22 protein-coding genes are annotated in these 16,236 nt (G+C 33.8%); 7 read left to right on the forward strand and 15 right to left on the reverse strand.

Going from position 1 to position 16,236, the window contains the following annotated elements:
• Positions 1-40 precede the first annotated feature (40 nt).
• The gene (locus B2C77_RS13855; RefSeq protein ID WP_077704881.1) at positions 41-1,843 is read right to left on the reverse strand and encodes a sigma-54-dependent Fis family transcriptional regulator; all 1,803 of its coding nucleotides are present in this window, start codon (positions 1,841-1,843) and stop codon (positions 41-43) included.
• Positions 1,844-2,116: 273 nt separating this feature from the next.
• Positions 2,117-2,509 carry a GNAT family N-acetyltransferase gene (locus B2C77_RS13860; protein WP_254843971.1) on the reverse strand — a complete coding sequence of 131 codons (393 nt, stop codon included), beginning with the start codon at positions 2,507-2,509 and terminating at the stop codon, positions 2,117-2,119.
• Between the two features lie 882 nt (positions 2,510-3,391).
• Between B2C77_RS13860 and B2C77_RS21700 the strand changes: the two genes are divergently transcribed.
• Together B2C77_RS21700 and B2C77_RS13865 are read left to right on the forward strand one after the other, a co-directional pair.
• A complete protein-coding gene (locus B2C77_RS21700; protein WP_176087328.1) occupies positions 3,392-3,547 on the forward strand; it encodes a hypothetical protein in 156 nt (51 codons plus the stop codon).
• An 86-nt stretch (positions 3,548-3,633) separates the two neighbouring features.
• On the forward strand, positions 3,634-3,867 hold the full coding sequence (locus B2C77_RS13865) for a hypothetical protein (protein WP_077704886.1): 234 nt from the start codon (positions 3,634-3,636) through the stop codon (positions 3,865-3,867).
• A gap of 6 nt (positions 3,868-3,873) precedes the next feature.
• On the opposite strand, the gene B2C77_RS13870 is transcribed toward B2C77_RS13865, so the two are convergent.
• The 3 genes from B2C77_RS13870 to B2C77_RS21435 all read right to left on the reverse strand — a co-directional run bounded on the left by B2C77_RS13870 (position 3,874) and on the right by B2C77_RS21435 (position 5,014).
• Complete coding sequence (locus B2C77_RS13870) at positions 3,874-4,131, reverse strand: hypothetical protein (RefSeq protein WP_141130729.1); 258 nt, start codon at positions 4,129-4,131, stop codon at positions 3,874-3,876.
• Positions 4,132-4,273: 142 nt separating this feature from the next.
• A complete protein-coding gene (locus tag B2C77_RS22380) occupies positions 4,274-4,675 on the reverse strand; it encodes a Fic/DOC family protein (protein WP_077704891.1) in 402 nt (133 codons plus the stop codon).
• A gap of 171 nt (positions 4,676-4,846) precedes the next feature.
• The gene (locus B2C77_RS21435; protein ID WP_141130730.1) at positions 4,847-5,014 is read right to left on the reverse strand and encodes a Zn-dependent hydrolase; all 168 of its coding nucleotides are present in this window, start codon (positions 5,012-5,014) and stop codon (positions 4,847-4,849) included.
• Between the two features lie 405 nt (positions 5,015-5,419).
• Here B2C77_RS21435 and B2C77_RS13880 point away from each other — a divergent pair, with 405 nt between their 5' ends.
• Both B2C77_RS13880 and B2C77_RS13885 read left to right on the forward strand, forming a co-directional pair.
• A complete protein-coding gene (locus tag B2C77_RS13880; RefSeq protein WP_077704894.1) occupies positions 5,420-5,992 on the forward strand; it encodes a DUF4879 domain-containing protein in 573 nt (190 codons plus the stop codon).
• A gap of 24 nt (positions 5,993-6,016) precedes the next feature.
• The gene (locus tag B2C77_RS13885) at positions 6,017-6,499 is read left to right on the forward strand and encodes a hypothetical protein (protein WP_077704897.1); all 483 of its coding nucleotides are present in this window, start codon (positions 6,017-6,019) and stop codon (positions 6,497-6,499) included.
• Between the two features lie 458 nt (positions 6,500-6,957).
• Here the strand turns inward: B2C77_RS13885 and B2C77_RS13890 are convergent, their stop codons facing one another.
• Both B2C77_RS13890 and B2C77_RS13895 read right to left on the reverse strand, forming a co-directional pair.
• Positions 6,958-7,437 carry a DinB family protein gene (locus B2C77_RS13890; RefSeq protein WP_077704900.1) on the reverse strand — a complete coding sequence of 160 codons (480 nt, stop codon included), beginning with the start codon at positions 7,435-7,437 and terminating at the stop codon, positions 6,958-6,960.
• A 670-nt stretch (positions 7,438-8,107) separates the two neighbouring features.
• Positions 8,108-9,244 carry a Shedu immune nuclease family protein gene (locus B2C77_RS13895; RefSeq protein WP_077704902.1) on the reverse strand — a complete coding sequence of 379 codons (1,137 nt, stop codon included), beginning with the start codon at positions 9,242-9,244 and terminating at the stop codon, positions 8,108-8,110.
• Between the two features lie 137 nt (positions 9,245-9,381).
• Here B2C77_RS13895 and B2C77_RS13900 point away from each other — a divergent pair, with 137 nt between their 5' ends.
• On the forward strand, positions 9,382-9,765 hold the full coding sequence (locus tag B2C77_RS13900) for a YhjD family protein (protein ID WP_077704905.1): 384 nt from the start codon (positions 9,382-9,384) through the stop codon (positions 9,763-9,765).
• A gap of 201 nt (positions 9,766-9,966) precedes the next feature.
• Here B2C77_RS13900 and B2C77_RS13905 read toward each other — a convergent pair whose 3' ends face one another.
• Positions 9,967-10,914, reverse strand: a complete 948-nt coding sequence (locus B2C77_RS13905; RefSeq protein WP_077704907.1) for a YdeJ family lipoprotein — start codon at positions 10,912-10,914, stop codon at positions 9,967-9,969.
• Positions 10,915-11,085: 171 nt separating this feature from the next.
• Between B2C77_RS13905 and B2C77_RS13910 the strand changes: the two genes are divergently transcribed.
• Positions 11,086-11,295 (forward strand): hypothetical protein, encoded by a 210-nt coding sequence (locus B2C77_RS13910; protein ID WP_077704910.1) that lies wholly within the window; start codon positions 11,086-11,088, stop codon positions 11,293-11,295.
• An 8-nt stretch (positions 11,296-11,303) separates the two neighbouring features.
• Here B2C77_RS13910 and B2C77_RS13915 read toward each other — a convergent pair whose 3' ends face one another.
• The 3 genes from B2C77_RS13915 to B2C77_RS13925 all read right to left on the reverse strand — a co-directional run bounded on the left by B2C77_RS13915 (position 11,304) and on the right by B2C77_RS13925 (position 13,122).
• Complete coding sequence (locus B2C77_RS13915) at positions 11,304-11,639, reverse strand: hypothetical protein (protein WP_077704913.1); 336 nt, start codon at positions 11,637-11,639, stop codon at positions 11,304-11,306.
• 77 nt (positions 11,640-11,716) lie between these two features.
• Positions 11,717-12,118, reverse strand: a complete 402-nt coding sequence (locus tag B2C77_RS13920; RefSeq protein WP_077704916.1) for a hypothetical protein — start codon at positions 12,116-12,118, stop codon at positions 11,717-11,719.
• Between the two features lie 26 nt (positions 12,119-12,144).
• Positions 12,145-13,122: a hypothetical protein gene (locus B2C77_RS13925; RefSeq protein WP_077704919.1), complete on the reverse strand. Its 978-nt coding sequence runs from the start codon at positions 13,120-13,122 to the stop codon at positions 12,145-12,147.
• Positions 13,123-13,327: 205 nt separating this feature from the next.
• Here B2C77_RS13925 and B2C77_RS13930 point away from each other — a divergent pair, with 205 nt between their 5' ends.
• The gene (locus tag B2C77_RS13930) at positions 13,328-13,552 is read left to right on the forward strand and encodes a hypothetical protein (protein WP_077704922.1); all 225 of its coding nucleotides are present in this window, start codon (positions 13,328-13,330) and stop codon (positions 13,550-13,552) included.
• A 45-nt stretch (positions 13,553-13,597) separates the two neighbouring features.
• On the opposite strand, the gene B2C77_RS13935 is transcribed toward B2C77_RS13930, so the two are convergent.
• The 4 genes from B2C77_RS13935 to B2C77_RS13950 all read right to left on the reverse strand — a co-directional run bounded on the left by B2C77_RS13935 (position 13,598) and on the right by B2C77_RS13950 (position 16,214).
• On the reverse strand, positions 13,598-14,830 hold the full coding sequence (locus B2C77_RS13935) for an N-acetylmuramoyl-L-alanine amidase family protein (protein WP_077704924.1): 1,233 nt from the start codon (positions 14,828-14,830) through the stop codon (positions 13,598-13,600).
• A 74-nt stretch (positions 14,831-14,904) separates the two neighbouring features.
• On the reverse strand, positions 14,905-15,168 hold the full coding sequence (locus tag B2C77_RS13940) for a phage holin (protein ID WP_077704927.1): 264 nt from the start codon (positions 15,166-15,168) through the stop codon (positions 14,905-14,907).
• Positions 15,169-15,228: 60 nt separating this feature from the next.
• A complete protein-coding gene (locus B2C77_RS13945) occupies positions 15,229-15,501 on the reverse strand; it encodes a type II secretion system protein (RefSeq protein ID WP_077704930.1) in 273 nt (90 codons plus the stop codon).
• Between the two features lie 50 nt (positions 15,502-15,551).
• Positions 15,552-16,214, reverse strand: a complete 663-nt coding sequence (locus B2C77_RS13950; protein WP_141130731.1) for a DUF4145 domain-containing protein — start codon at positions 16,212-16,214, stop codon at positions 15,552-15,554.
• Between the last annotated feature and the right edge of the window lie 22 nt (positions 16,215-16,236).

Genomic DNA, 16,236 nt, shown 5'->3' on the forward strand with positions numbered 1-16,236 from the left:
ACAAGCGAGAAACGAGAAAAAATATTTGGAATGAAGCACGCTACAATTGGTACTTTTTAATTTTACGATATAATGTGCTTCGTGATATATTTAAATCAGCCGCAGCACTTGGTACATGATTGTGATGTTTTTTTAATGCTTGTTTAATCTTGTCTACTTCTAACTGATTGCGAAAATTTTGTGTTTCCTTTTCGTTGCTCTCTACTCTTATCAGCTCTGTGTTATCCCAAATCGAAATAATCTGATAAAGCTCCTCTTCCTCAGGTGTTTGCTCTGGAAATAAAATGCGACAGCGATCTAAAGCATTAAATAATTCACGAATATTCCCTGTCCATCTTCCATGTTTAAAAGTAGCTGTTAATTTATTTATCCAGCTTGGATACCAATGATTTTCCTTGCAATAATAATCGATAAAATAAGGAATATCTTCTTTGCGTTGTCGTAAAGCCGGTACATAAATAGGAAAACCGTAAATACGATAAAAGAGATCAGCTCGCATTGTCTCCTCTGCAACTAGTTGACGTATATCTACATTTGTTGCTGAAATAATGCGCACATCAATAGGAATAGGCTCATAGCCTCCTATTCGAGTTACTTGCTTTTGTTGTAGTACCCGAAGCAAAGAAATCTGCATGGATGAAGGCATATCACCAATTTCATCTAGAAATAAAGTGCCTTTGTTTGCCGCTTCTAGCTTTCCCTTTCTACCATTTTTATGAGCACCGGTGAATGCACCAGGTTCGTAACCAAACAACTCACTTTCCAATAACTGTTCAGGGATCGCCCCACAATTAATAGAAACAAAAGGTTGATGCGCACGTTCACTATTACGGTGAATTGCTTCAGCAACTAATTCTTTTCCTGTACCAGTCTCTCCATATATATGAACAGCAGCATCCGTTGTAGCAACTTTATGAATATCTTGCAATACCTTTTGAAATACATCACTTTTTCCTGTCACACCTGCAAAATAAACAGGATTTTCCTTTATTTCTTCCTGCACATAAACCTCATAACCTATGGAGCGGCCATTTATTAAAAGTGGTTTTCTTTCACCATGCAAACTTATCTCTGGCATTATGTTATCTAACGGTTCACCAAGCATATATCCATATTTATTTTCCAAATGCCTCGGTAACTTACATATAACATCATCATTGGAACAAATAATTGCATTTTTAGAACAAGATAATTTCTGTAATTGTTCCATATCCTCGTACATGGTTTTTCGCCAAGCAAGCGAAATAGAATCGGCAATCATTTTTACCGAAGCCAGTACATAATTAAAGTTTATTGGTTTATAGGGACTTGAAATATTAAGAATGCCAATCAACTGATTATGATGATCAACAATTGGTGCAGCGGCACAGTTCCAAATTTGTGAGGCTACTGCAAAATGGCCATAACCCCTTACTATAAATGGCTTCTTATATAATTGAGCTAATCCAATTGCGTTGGTTCCCACTTCTGTTTCGCCCCAATTTGAGCCTTGAATAAATAAAATATCATAAGCTTTTGCTTCTACTGACTGCTCGCCTCTATTTTGTAGTATGTAACCCTCTTTATCTGTCAATGTCGTAACATATTGCCATCCCTTTAAAAAATAATGTAACTGATTGCGTTGCGCTTCTACTAACGAAATAAGCAGTGCATTTTGTTCTACACGCCGCTGGAGTTCATCTGGCTGTAAAATCGATTTAGAAATCCCATCAAACGGATTAACACCTTCTTGCTTACATCTTTCCCAAGAGTCAACTAGCTCATAGGAAATATTTTCATCCACTAGACTCCCCTCATGAATGAAACGCTTCCAAATCTCTTTGGTAACGACATCGGTAATCAACAGCCTCAGCTCCAATCTAAAAAGCTATAATCAGAAATCTAAGTAAACATGTCATCTTATCCTTTTATCATTATTGTTTTCATAACAACATAGTAACTGCACGGTTGGAAATGGCCTTGTTTTTTCATAACTTACCTAATAAGTCTGGTTTGCCGTTCAGCCTTTAAAAAATTCGTCTCAGTTGTATACGTGTATATGAGCGCTTCTCGTTTCGAAAATCCATATTTATGAGTCGGAAAGAAAAAATCCGATTGAAGATTCACTTTAACTATATTAGCGCTTTGCTTGGTAAACACGTCCATCATACTGCCTAAAACCCATATTACTCCAAAATAATAACGCTTTCTCATTGTTAGCATGGACAGCAATTTGAATATTAGAAGCTCCTTTTACTTGCATCCATGTTTCGAACTGTAAATAAACATTTTTAGCTAACCCCTTTCCTCGATATTTCTTATCAATAAGCAAAAGCGTTAGCCAAGGCATATTCGTTCGCGGACTATGCATTCCATATTCTAAAATTCCTACAGGGGTATCATTGTTTTGAATAACATATCTTTCCGTTTGCAATCGTTTTGACTCCATGTGTTGTTGAAAAATGTCAGCACAATGGAGCTCCTGTTTATCAAATGCAATTTGGTTAAATATTTTATTCGTATTAAACACATTTTTTTCAATACCGTACTATTATTGCTCCGTACATACGTAAACATTCATAATTCCCCTTTAATATCTACTCCATAAACGCTTGCAAGCGATCGATATTTAGACTTAAGTCGTATGTTCTGTTGATGTATCCATGTATTTGTGCTTTATGATGTAGACCATGACTTACTAAACCGTCAAGATATGTACATATGATCAGCTTACTCACCCCAATATAAAAGTCTCTCTCAACCATTTAAAATTTGTGTAATGGTTATCGATTTTTCATTCTTGCAGCTTGTTTGTTCACCAATTATCGATCACGTGGAGCGCATAAAACTACGCCTGTTAGAATAGCAGGAATTCGATCGTTAATTACAAATTTATCCCAAGGAATAAAATGACTTATTATTTCTGCAACACTACACTTTCCATTCTGTATTGGTTTAAACCAAATTCGATTAGAAATTTCTCTAAAGAATTCCCCCAGTATATCATGTTTTTTGGTGGTTTATTAATTCATATTTTCAAGTCAGATTCCTCACCCTTATAGTGTATATCTCCTTTAAAAAAACCAATACTATGTATGAGGTGTCCGCTATTATTCAAGTTGGTTTATCACCTAAGATTAACCCCTGATATAAAGCGCTCTGAGAGTCCAGATTCATGAATTGGATGAGATAAGTTAGATAAGCTTAGGTGAAGGATGAAAGAAAACCATTCATTAAATAGAGATTAACTTTATGGTAAGATGTGCAAATTTTAAAGGATTAATGATATATTTTGCTTAAGATTCTTTAGAATCATTCCAGGAGATGGTGACTATGATATGCACACAATGGCTTCTCAGTATCATATAAATGCAAGTTAATTGTATATCTGTCTAAATAAAGGAGAATAAGTATGGATAAAGTTATCCACAATCTTGATTTACATTCAAAAGGAATTTGGTTTCCTATTACGATTAGCATCATTTTAGTACTCACTATACTTTTTATCCCTAAAAAACATTTACTTGGAAAGAGCTATACGCCACTTTTGGAATTGTTGCATTTATAACTTGGCTTAGTGATTCATTAGTTGCCAGAACATTAGATTTAATACATCTTGCTGATCCAAAAACAGCTGGACTTGCGGAAATTTTAGTGTATACGTTTGTCCCTTCCTCCTTAGCAATATTATTTATTAACTATTATACGCATAAAAACAAATGGTTTTTAGTAGTAGTATTTACAATTATTTCTGCTTTATTGGAATGGACTATGGTACATTTGGATTACCTGAAATATACTGGGTGGAATCCTTTTGTTTCCATAGCTGCCTACATTATTGCATTTGGATTCCTTGTACCTTTACATGTTAAATTGCTCCGTAAATAAGTGTTACTATGCTCTTTTATTATGAAGTAGCCTGACAAATTTCCTTTGAATAAAGTAAGCAATAGCAACAGAAATCAATACAAAAATAATCGATATTGGAAAAGACTTACCCTGTAATGTAATAGTCTGAAATAATGCCCCATCGGTATTCCATGCTTTCGCTATGTTTGGAACATATAGTAAGGTAACAATGAAACCCGTTAACACTTGCATAACGAAATACAAAATAATAAAACTTAATGAAAATACAAAGAATCTTTTCAAATTGTTCAAACTTCCTTTCATATATATTCCATTACTCACACCAATAGCGAAAAAAATCATAAAACATAGAAAATTCCCTTTTTGTATGTAAAAGAAAAGCAAACGAAGATATTGGTTTCATTAACCTTTGCCAAAAATCAATTTAATGACATGTTGTTAAGGTTTGATGAAATAAACTTTGTAATGAGGATACATCTATCACGCTTCTAATCATTGTTTTCGTGTATAAAGCACTGTCAATCCTTCCAAAATCCCAATTATATCTATGATTTCGAGCGGCTTCACGAATAATCAAACGACTCACTCGTCCAGTCCCCTCCCTGAAGGGGTGAATCATATTGAGCTCAGACTTATAAAATGCTAACTGTTTCTTAGCTTGATCTCGTGTTTCCCAAACAGGTTCTCTATTTAATTTACGAAATAAATCATTTAAGTTAGATTCAATATATTGCGCTTGACAAAATCTAGTTTCCCCTTTCATCAGTTGAACGTTTCTAATTTTACCAGCAAACGGATAAATATCCTGAAATAAATAAAATGTAATTGCTCAAGCGCTTCAATTGTGAAAGGGATAAGCCAATCAAAACCATTCAATTTCTAACTATGAAGCACGTATGGAAAAAGCAACCGCTTCCAGTTGCTCTAGTTCATCGTATGAAGTAGCTCAAAAAAATTGCTTTTCAATAAATAATCCGCTTGATTTTCTATATTATATTTATCCATTTGCAATAATCCTTTTTATCGTCTCTTGGGTAATCCTTTCATCATTATTCACTAGACTGACAACTTTCTTTTGAAGTTCAGGTGAAAGAAACATGTTTTCGAAACGAAGATTAGCAAGGACTTGTTGAAACTCTTTAGATTCAATTGTTAATTTTGCCATTTAGTCATGACTTCCTGAAACGGTAAACTGATTATATTTATTATAACATATATTTTTACCATTATATCCATAAAATTATTTGTAAAACACTATATCGGTTAAAGCCTTCTATAATACTCCAAATTTTAAAACGCATCTATTTTTTGATTTCCTCCTTTCTTCTCACCATCTTCATTTCCAAAATTAAGTCTGTCGCATAAGTTGCTCCATTTATCTGTGCTACATATTAGTGGATAGTAAACAATTAATTATAGAAAACATCTTTTATCAAAATAATTTATAGCTCAGAATAATAAAAAATGGTTTTCTCTAAATTTTTTCATTAATATTCCGATAAAATAAACATATTATAATATTGGGTTAACTTAGCTCAATTAAGAAAAAACAATAAGGAGGTTTATTTATATGAAAAAAGGATTTACCGCAGTAGTCATAGCCTTAACGCTCTTCTTAACGGCAGGGGCAGTTTCAGCGTCTTCTGTTGACGAATCTACTACTTTGCATAAAAAGTTGCTAAAAGATCAAGCTTTACAGTCTCTTCAAGAGGAATATCCAGATGCTCAATTTATTGAAGAAGATGTAGCGAAAGACGGATCAGTAGAAGGTATAACTCTTCAAGGACCCGCTCCTCCTTTAACTTCTTTAAGTGTATATGCAGCTATTTCTACTCATTACCCACAGTATGAATACTTTGCACTAAATCAATTAACATCTATTGAAGATCATGGTGGAGAAGAAATGTACATTGTTACAAGGGAAATTGGCTATAGTAGAAATACATCAAGGATAGCCCAAATGAATGGTGGAAATATACCAATGCTTATGGACGAAGCCATTGATTTAAATGGTGATCGAATCATTGATGGGTATTTTAGGTGGTGGGACGCTAGCGGATATGAGAATGGTAGATTTACATATCAAGCTACCTCTATCAACGCACCTTGGAATACAATGAGCGCTAGGATGAATATTAGATAACAAAAAACAATAGGAGAAAATAATATGAATATTAGTCAAATGAATGCAATAACAGCCCATACTCTACCAGCAAATACAAATATAAAAAACACAGAAACGGAAGACCATTTTAGCAAAGACATGAAGCAAACTCAAGAAACATCATCAGCAAAAAAAGATACACCGAATATTTGGAGAGAACTTTCTGAAAAATACGATATTACGAATGCTTCTTTTGAAGATCTCAACGCGATAAGTACTGCTTTGTATGAAGCAGGCCAAATATCCCTTAGAGAACATGCAGGCTTCACTTTTGATTTTAATAGAGCGACAGAATCTTTAAAACAACAAGCAACTGGAATATCCCCTCATTTCACAATGTATGCCACACAAGCTAATGAATGGGGAAATAGAAATTGGATAGAAGAATTTCAAGCAAGAGCAGATAGAGCATTCCAGTATGGTAATATCATTGGACACCATACTAATAACAATTTAACAGCTATTTTACAGAAATTAAAGCTGTAAAAAAAACATACTTTCTAATCGTAGCTAAATATTAGCTACGATTTTTTCACTTAGAATAAGTTTTATTATTGCTGCATACATACCCTTTCCATATTCCTCGCTCCTTCGCCTAACATAACAAAAATACCGATAGTTGTCCAGAGCTCAAATGATTTATAATATCATGGTCAGTACTTAGACCATTTATATGAATTGAGTCGCTTGTGGCTTTACATAAGGTGAGAATGTGGATAATCGCTGCCTTGGCAAAACATAGTTATCCACATGTAGTGAGATGGTGTCAAGCTTAAGCTAAAAAAGAAATTTTGGTGCTGTTATCTCCCACCTAGACTTGTTCAGCTCGCATCTTCCAATTCTTGAAGTCTTACAACACCTTATATCCGGGATAAATACAGCACACCCTAAAAACGATAGCTTGAATTAAACTTTTTACGTATTTATTTATAAACCCTTAATCCTTAATCCCATATCTTCGGACGGGTAATTCTCATTGTTCTCATGTAGTCTAGCAATTGACCTGTATGAACTGACTCATGGTAAGCAATCCGTACTAACATTGCACCTAGCTGTTTCATATAACCTCCTTCATTAATTAGATCTATTTCTATATTTTCTAAGTCATGCGCGTCCAGTGTTTGAATATATTCCAAAAACCTCTCTCGAAAAGGATTAGCAAATTTAAGTTCATCTTCCACTGATATAAATTCTTTTGCTTCAAATGGATTATCCAAATTAACAAGCCCCTTACCACCTCTACCTATAAGAACGTGATGGAAAAGGAACTCAGCTTCTAATAAATGTCTAATCATTTCAGCACATGTTAAAGCTTCTTCATCAGGTTTCCAATGCAACATTTCCTCAGGAATGGCCTCCCACACTTTTATGCTTCTGCTTCTAATTTCTTCAAATTGTAATAGCAATAACCCAATTGCATTCATAAAAAAATATCCCCTCTCCTTGAAAATTTAGTTTTTTCCAAAAATAAAACGCTTCATTATAAGTATAAACTAAATTTTTCTGTAGTGGAGAATTAACGCATATATCATGCTGAACTAACCGAGAAAGCCTATAGTCAAACCAAGTACAATGATTGCTAAAAAATAGGATTGTTGAAATAAGCGTTACATACAAGGCAAAAGAAGGATATAGAAAGACATTATTCCTTAAAAACGAAAGTCCCATTAAACCTTTGAATGCAAAAATACACCTAAAATGAAGAAAATAAACCCACATGCTACGTTGATTTCCCTGAAAAGAGTAAGCTTTTCATATTCCTTCATCTTTTTTATAGCTCAAGAAAAAACCCCCTTGTCACAGACATCGTTGTAACAAAGGAGTTGTTTATTCATATTATCCAATAGACCCTTCCATTTCAAACGAGATTATTTTTAGATTTCAAACCATATTTTATTCTATCAATAAAGCCGCTATAACAGCATTTAGTAATTTTTACTTTTTAAAATCCATCATGCTTTTTCAAAATTTTGTGGGTGAATTGTGGGGGGTGACCGTACTAAAAATTCGTTTTAGTCACTCGTTGGTCACTGTTTGGTCACTAGCGACTACTATTCAAAGCCTGCTATTAGCAGGTCTTTTTATTTAATAGATTTACTCGACAGTTCCATTACTCTCAGCCAATAAATCGAGCAAAAGTTGCACTTTTTGAAATAACTCATCATAAGTAATAATAACGACATTTTTCATTTCTTTTCTATACAACTCAAATGATTGCAGCTGATCTTTTTCTAGTTTTTCTATCTTTCCTGCTATAACAACACAATGTGGGTTGAAAACTTTAAACTCTTCTCCACAAGATTCTTGAAGACGGAGGTAATCTTTCATTATTTGCTCTTTGTACCCTAGGACCTGTACAACAGATCCCGTTATATCAGTATTTATAGAGTATACTCCTGATCTATACTTGCTAGATATTAATTTAGTGCTAGGTGTTTTAATTTCAATAAGCGCGACATCTTTTGAAAGGTTATTTCGGTAAACAAAGTCAACAATTTTACCTTCCTTATTTCCTATTGTTTTCCCTCCTAAATACGCTTTCTGTTGAAAGTCTAAAAAAGGGCTAGCAAAAATCTGACTTAAAACCCATGCATTTTCTGTAAATGTTCTTTGCCAAAATTCTTCATCACTATTATCACTATTTTCTCCCCAGATAGCTAATAATTTTTTGAGATTTGCTATCCCTACTACGTTATTTAGATGGTCAAGTTCATCACCTTGTATCTCAAGCAACTTTTCGACAATTTCTTCTGAGTTATCTGTGGTTCCCATCCACTTAATTGTTTTCTCTAGTAATTCACTTTTGTGTTCATCTAATTCTAAAAGTGAGCTAATTATAGAGTTATTTTCTTTCAACATTTCTGCTATTTTTTCTACTTGTAAATCAGTTTTTGAAAATTTATTTCGCCCTGGCTGAATTCCGTAATTTTTATAGACTTTATAGTAAACATCTAACTCAGTAACTAATTTTAACAACTCTTCTGATTTAAGTTCTAACTTGGTCCATTCATCTGCTCTAAGTCTGTTGTTATCCAATTCTTTGTAATCTTCCCAATTCCCTCCTGGCTTCTTTTTTTGATATGTAAACCACCCTCTTACAGAAGCCTCCTCGTTGTTAGGATTATTTGTAACCATCGGTCTAAAAAGAATTCTAGTGGTAGTAGTTTCTCGCAGTATTATGTCTTCACCCATAGCAGTACCCGCAGAAGTAGAATTAAGAGTTATTTCCATGTTCCTTCCTCTCCCTTTAATAAGTATGTTGGTTAAATCATAACTCAAATTGACAATTTTTGCATATACATAAGTTACAACTAATAAAAAGTAGTTAGTTGCTTATAATAAGTACAAACGTTCTTAAAGGTGATAACATGAATAAAGAGCTCAAGCAACTCGCTGTAAACTTTATAGCCATGCCTCTTGCGATAGCTGTATTTAAACACGACCAGCATTATTTTGATGGTTTTCACGATCCGGACTTTTATCTGGACTTTACGGATGAAGCCATTAGATTAATAAACAAAGATTTAGCTGCCACTAAGAAGCAACTGTATAGCCAATACCATTTGGATATTAAACGGATTGGAAAAACCACATATAAGTGGCAGCATAAAAATAAATCTGGCGTGTGGGAATATACGCCAGAACAACTGCGAGAAATGACTACTAAAGTGTGTACCAGATATTTATATAAGGCTGTAGGTTTTGAACGAAAGAGAGCGACTTATGTTAATTTTGTGCCGCCGGATATTTAATAATTATGTATATCCGAACAGGAGCTACTCAAAGAATTGATTAAAATATTGATTAAAAACTGCAAGCAGTAATTAACAAACAGATAACAAGAATCAATAAAGATATGTACAGCCTCGATAGTTAAGCCTTTTTGTGTTTGTTTGGGAAGGATTAAAAAGAAAAAAGTAGGGCGATTTTAAACGTCCTACTCAATCCCGTTATTATTCATATATAAATTCAACACGCCCAATAAAATCTGCCACAGTGTAAGGATCGAACGGCTCTACATATATTGTATATGCATTATCTAAAATTTCTTGAGCAAGTTGACGATTTTCTTCTTCTGATTGTTCAGCTTGAGTATGCGATGGATTAGGATAAATCGTGATATATCCGTCGCCATTAGCTGTATAGCTAATGTAATTAGAATCCATTATAGTGCTAGATAAATGAGTTACGTCATCTGGATAAACAATATCATCAGCAATCTGAAGGACTGGATCACCAGCTGAACTATGGTTTATATTAACAACAGGATCTTCCCACACAAGCCATTGATCTAAACTTGGCTCACCATTTATTGTCAAAATAATTCTTGCATAATCAATTTCAAATTGATTATAGTGAGTTTGCAAATCCTGACTAGACATAGAATAAAGTGATTGTCCATTTTTAATTGAATGCATAATTTTTTTATCACCTTCATAACGTAGCTCGAATTGTTCTGTTTCACTTCCGCTATGAAGCGTTAAAATATTTCCTTCTATTGTTTTATCAAGAATGGAAGAAGCCATACCTACATCCCAAAGATTAAAACTTCTATAGGAATCGTCTCCAATCACCCTTATATCCAACCCTATAGGAGAGTTGTACGGCTCTCCTTCAAATAATGCATATGTTCCTTTAAAATCTTCATATGTATAAGTTAATTCTTCACTCGTTCCCTCTTCCTCCGGATCAGCTACATTTGTCTCTTTTTCTTCTTTCTCAGTTTTCGAAATTCCTGTTGATACTGGTTTTTCTATGTTTTCTTCTCTACCAAGAACAGCGATTCCAACAGATACCACAACAACCACCATTAACCAAACCCACCATTTTTGATAAATTCGTTTTGGTGGTTTTGAACGAGTTTGATTCCCATGTTCATCATAATACTTTTTCTTGGCCAATTGATTTCCTCCTATATTTGATTTTATATTCATTAAAATTATAACCAGTCAAGTGTGTAAAGCCCCCTTCCCCTTTTTCCCTAATTATAACAATTATAGGCTTTTAGTCTAACAAAAAACACCACCTCCCCGTAACTCATTTCGATTATAGTTACAGGAGGTGGTTTTGTCGTGGAAAGAATAATACCAGGATATTTAGTTGGGTTTGGATCTGTTAAAGATATGGAAAGATTGGAGCAATACTACGACGATGGTTTTACTGATGGTGGGATGACTGAAATTAGAGATAGTAGTATGCTCAGTATTACTGAATGTGATGAGTTATGTGAGGAACTATCTGGAGAGGTAGTTGTATGGAAAAAGAAAGAGCCCTCGGAGTGAGGGCTTTTTTAAATGTCGATATCGATACCCAAAAACTTAGCAATAGTTACAATACCTGCAGTACTCCCAATGATTTCCTTAAGTTTTGAAAGGCATCTTCTCACATTTGAGGTCTCATTTTTTTCAATATGCTCTTTTAAGGACTTATAAAACATTTTTGCTTCGAATTGTTTATCATTATTTGGAATTTCAGCAATTTCACTTTCTACTTCTTCAAGAGCAGTTGTAATTTGGTTGTTTGTTTCGGTATTGATTTGATTTACATTATCTCCATTTAAGTTAATGTTTGAGCCAAAACTGTTATTCTCTATATTTCCAAATGATCTACTTTTATCATCACCCATATAAAAAACTCCTCCATGTATATTTATACTTACTAAGCCATAATCACGTTCTATCTGTTTAAAAGTTATTGGGTTTGTTACGTCAGTTGGAAAATGGCACGTTCTCTGTTGTTTTTGCTTTTTTTTTTAATTTCATCCAAAGAAGTTTGCCTGAATTGTGGAGTAAAAGAAAAAACAGGGATTAACTCATCTACATAAAATTCTTCTCCACATATAAAACAAAAAGTTTCTTCATCAACTTCTTCTTCAAGTGAAAGTATTTCTATTTTATGATTATTAGGGCATATTACCATTTTACCCGGATTTAATTCAAAGTTTCTTTTGCTCATCAAATATCTATATATTGGTTCATAAAAAGAATTAGGGAGATTTAAAGCGTAAAGAACATTTTCAACTGTAAAGTCTTCTATCTCTGGAACATTTATAGCCCACCTTGTAAGCAATTCATTTAATTCCAGAAAAGGAATGCTTTTGTTCACTGTTTCTCCCCCCCCCTCGCTTCTTATTATTCTTTTGTTGCTGCGCTTTGCGTTAGAGCCTTCTCAGTAATGTTTACCCTTATCAAAGCATCTAAAACATGGTCTATTACAACTTCTGGTACATCGGTTGTAAATTTAAATACACCCTTTTGAATATTAACCTCGAATGTAGCTTCAACTACTATCGAAGTAGTTGGGTCTTCAAAACGAAAAAAACAAGTTTCATCCATCGTCTGATCTGTAGGCAATCCCGTTTTTTCTATTGCGTCTTTAATAGTACTCATCGTACTATCTTCAGTTAAATTTATACCTTTTTTTCCATTAAACCTAATACTACCTACAGTAGATGGTACTGCAATATGTGTTGAAGCTACTCCAGCAGAAAGAAGATCACAAAGACGCTTTGCATTTTCTTTGGTCAACTTTGGAACCGTGTAAAATTTCGTTTCTTGTGTAATACCCATAATTTTGTACATATGTTCAATATATTTCTTTAAGTCAGTATTTGAACATCTGAATTGTATCTTTTCTTCACTTCCAAAATGAACCACAATAGATGCAAACGAAGGGTAGTATGTTAATATTTTATCATAATCAATATATTTTGTTGTGTATTTTTTATGCACAAGTTTTAAATATACGCTTGACCCTTCGTGTTTTAGTGCGCATATTTTAAATTCATCTGACAGCTCAGGGCGCCACTCTGAATTTAACTCTGTCGAAATTGATTTATTAAAAACTGGTAGGTTCCCTTCCCGTTGTAGAATATTTATGAACTTTTCAGGCGTCTTGCACTTTTCTGGGAAATTGGATTCTATTTCTAATAAAGTTATATTCCTACCTTTAAATTTAAATTGTTCATTCAAATAAATAACTTGTTCTTTCTTATTAATTTTTATAAGATCTTCTATTATCTCCTTACTTTCCCTGCTCCTAAATTTAATTTTATTTAATTTTGCTAATTGATTAATATACTTTTTTGGTATATTACCATGCTCAACCATACACCCCTACCCTTTCTCTCAGAAGTAAATCAGTTTCATTTTACTTGTAATATTCGACAAATAAATCAAAAGTCCTGCTACTTATAGAAATATTTTCCTATTATAACATTGCTACTCCATTTCAACAGAAAAGCAAACTTAGGTATTTACAAATAAAAAGATAATGATATACTGGCCGAAATACACAAAACAAAGGCGGAGTACTATGCTTGGTTACAATGAGGAGATATCAGAAGTGCTATTTTGTAACGACTGCGAGTCACCAAAAGAAAAAATTTCGGAAAGTGATAAGTTTGCTTACAACTTTTGGGATATACAAACAGCAGAGAACGATAATAACTACCGATATGCACATTATTACAAAAGTGCATACGACCAAGAAACGGATGATTTGTGTTTAATTTATATAACCACAGAACAAATTAGATAAAATTTTAATTCAACCCCATCCAACTAAGGACGGGGCTTTTTAACATCAATACACGTCTAATTTACGCACCCAAGACATAATACCACCAAGTAACACACGATCTGATTTAACCTGTTTAACCGTGTATGAGTTACCTTTAACAAAGTCAGCAATGGACTCACCAGTCGCAAAGGTGCTTGCTGATTTTTTGACCGTTACTTTTTGTCCAGGACTAAACGATTTTGATTTTTGTTTGCTGGACTTACCAGATCCACCTACATCTGATTTGTATACCCACGAATAAATTTCTTTGAGTAGCACTTTATTTCTCTTTACTTGCTGTACAGTGTAGGTTTTACCTTTTATGCTAGACGGTATATTTTCACCAGTAACATATTTTTTCGCTCCCTTGCTTAGGTATACCTTGCTGCCAACTTTTATGGATTTAGATGGTTTAGATACAGGCTTGCCTTTTTTAAGTTTATTTAGCAACTCTGTATTTTGGCTAGCCGTACCTTTATACCCTTTAACACCGTATAGTTTGGCTAGTTTAGCGCGGTTTCTGAAGCTAGAATCTATCTTTTTATGGTTAAGATACTCAACAACGGAATTGCCATTGTATGAGCCTTTATTTGGGTTTGGTTTGCTAGGCTTAGATGGTTTATCAGCAACAGTTGTACCATCCAAATCCTTAAAATTAACTCCATAATAACGACAAATAGCCTTAGCATGTACTCTTGCCATATCTTTTACATATTGCTTTTGCTTACTACCGAAAATCAATTCAAAATCGTCATTTTTTCCCGGCTCATCATTTGTCATAAAACCATTTTCAGTCAACACTGCTGTCATAGCTGTTTCACGACAAATGTGTAGGTCAGTCCAATTGTTCGGCTTTGAAGCATGTAGACCATTACCGTGGACGTCATAGCCTGCTTTTTTACACTCGTCTACATATAACTCTGCCAGTTTTTTAGAGTCCTTTGCTGTATGCCAATAAAATGCACAACGACCATCAACGTTTTTATTACCATTTGCATTGGCATGAATAGACCAAACTAGATCAACGCCTTTTGAATTATAGTAATTGGTACGTGTGGTTAAACCTACGTCAGGACTAAAAGGCTTTTGTTTCATTACTGTTTTAAATCCGTTGTGCTTTAGTAGTTTGTCCAACTCAACCCCTACCTTGGAGTTAAAATCATGCTCTGCATAACCTTTACCACCAATATATACACCCTTGTTTGGTGGAAACGTATCAGATCCATGTCCAATGTCTATCGCTACTTCTTTTGTCATTTAAATCTCTCCTTTATTTGTAATATAAAAAGGCACTCGCGAATGAGCACCTTAATCAACGTTTTTTTACCTTATTAAGCATTGTCTCTAGGCTTTTTATAATGTCTTGCTTGCTTACTATCGCTTAATCCTTTGGTAGTAGGGTCATTAACAATACCTAAAATAACCAACACACCAAATACAGCGTTAATAAACTTGGTTGCTTCTGCGTTAATTAAATCGGCAGCAAGAGTATAACCAAACCACTCACCCACAATTTGAGCCAGTAAAATAACGGCTGAAACTAACGTAATCCAAAACGATTTTTTCTTTGCTCTTACTTTCCAGTTGATTTTCATGTAAATTACCTCCTTGGTATAAAATATTAAAAAAACGACTTGCCCGTTTGGACTAGCCGTTTAATTCTCCATGTTGTCGATTCTTTTATGAGCCTGCTTGCTACTTTCTTCTACTCTTGTAACTCTTTCTGATAAATGAGCAATGTTTTTCTCGTTGGCTTTTAAATCTATTCTTATATCATCAACTCCTTTGCGAATATATCCAAGTTCTGAACGAACTTCTGCTGTATCTCTGCTGTCTGTTTTAATAGATTTGGACTTGTTTAACTGATAGCCTAAATAACTTACCACAAGCCCTAAAATAGCTACTACAATGCCAAGTTCTACTGTCATGTTTACCTCCCTGCATAAGACATAAAGAAAAGCACCTCGTTTGAGATGCTTTAATCATTAATTTTTATTTCTTTGTACTCGTACACCGTTCTTATTAAATCTTCAATTATATTCAAACCCTTTTTAATAGTGCTTTTCTTAGGTACATCTAATTCATGTGCAGTAGCGTTGCCTAGATCCCTTATTTGTTGTAAAATCCCAGCATTTACAGGAGTAATTAATTTTTTTTCTTCCATACCATTGATGCGTCCTTCTAAACTTTTACTCCTTAATTCTTTTTTAGCCTTATTAATTTTCTTATTACCACTTTTATCTAATATATACCCATTGCTAGTTGAGGTGTCATTACAAAAACCTTCTATTATCATTCTCAAACCAACGGCTGCCAACAAGTAATGCCTTAATTCATAACATGATACAACCTGTTTGTACAATTCTAATATTGTATCTGGAGCATTCTTAAAATGTTGAATATCATACTTATAATTAACTGTTGGCACTTTTGCCACCGGTTCTTCAGGATAAACATATTTTTCAGTTTCAAATTCACCTAAATAAACCATAGTATCGTCTCCGTATTCTCTAAAAAACGCTACAGTATCACAGCCTAAGCATTTAGTTATATAATAAGAATCGGCAAATTGTAAATCAGCCTCTGGTAAATCATTACTATTTTCTTCGTATTTAAAAATATAACCATGGTTTGTTTTCACGTCACATGTACTACAATATATT

This window comes from Virgibacillus dokdonensis (assembly GCF_900166595.1).
Lineage (GTDB): Bacteria > Bacillota > Bacilli > Bacillales > Amphibacillaceae > Virgibacillus > Virgibacillus dokdonensis.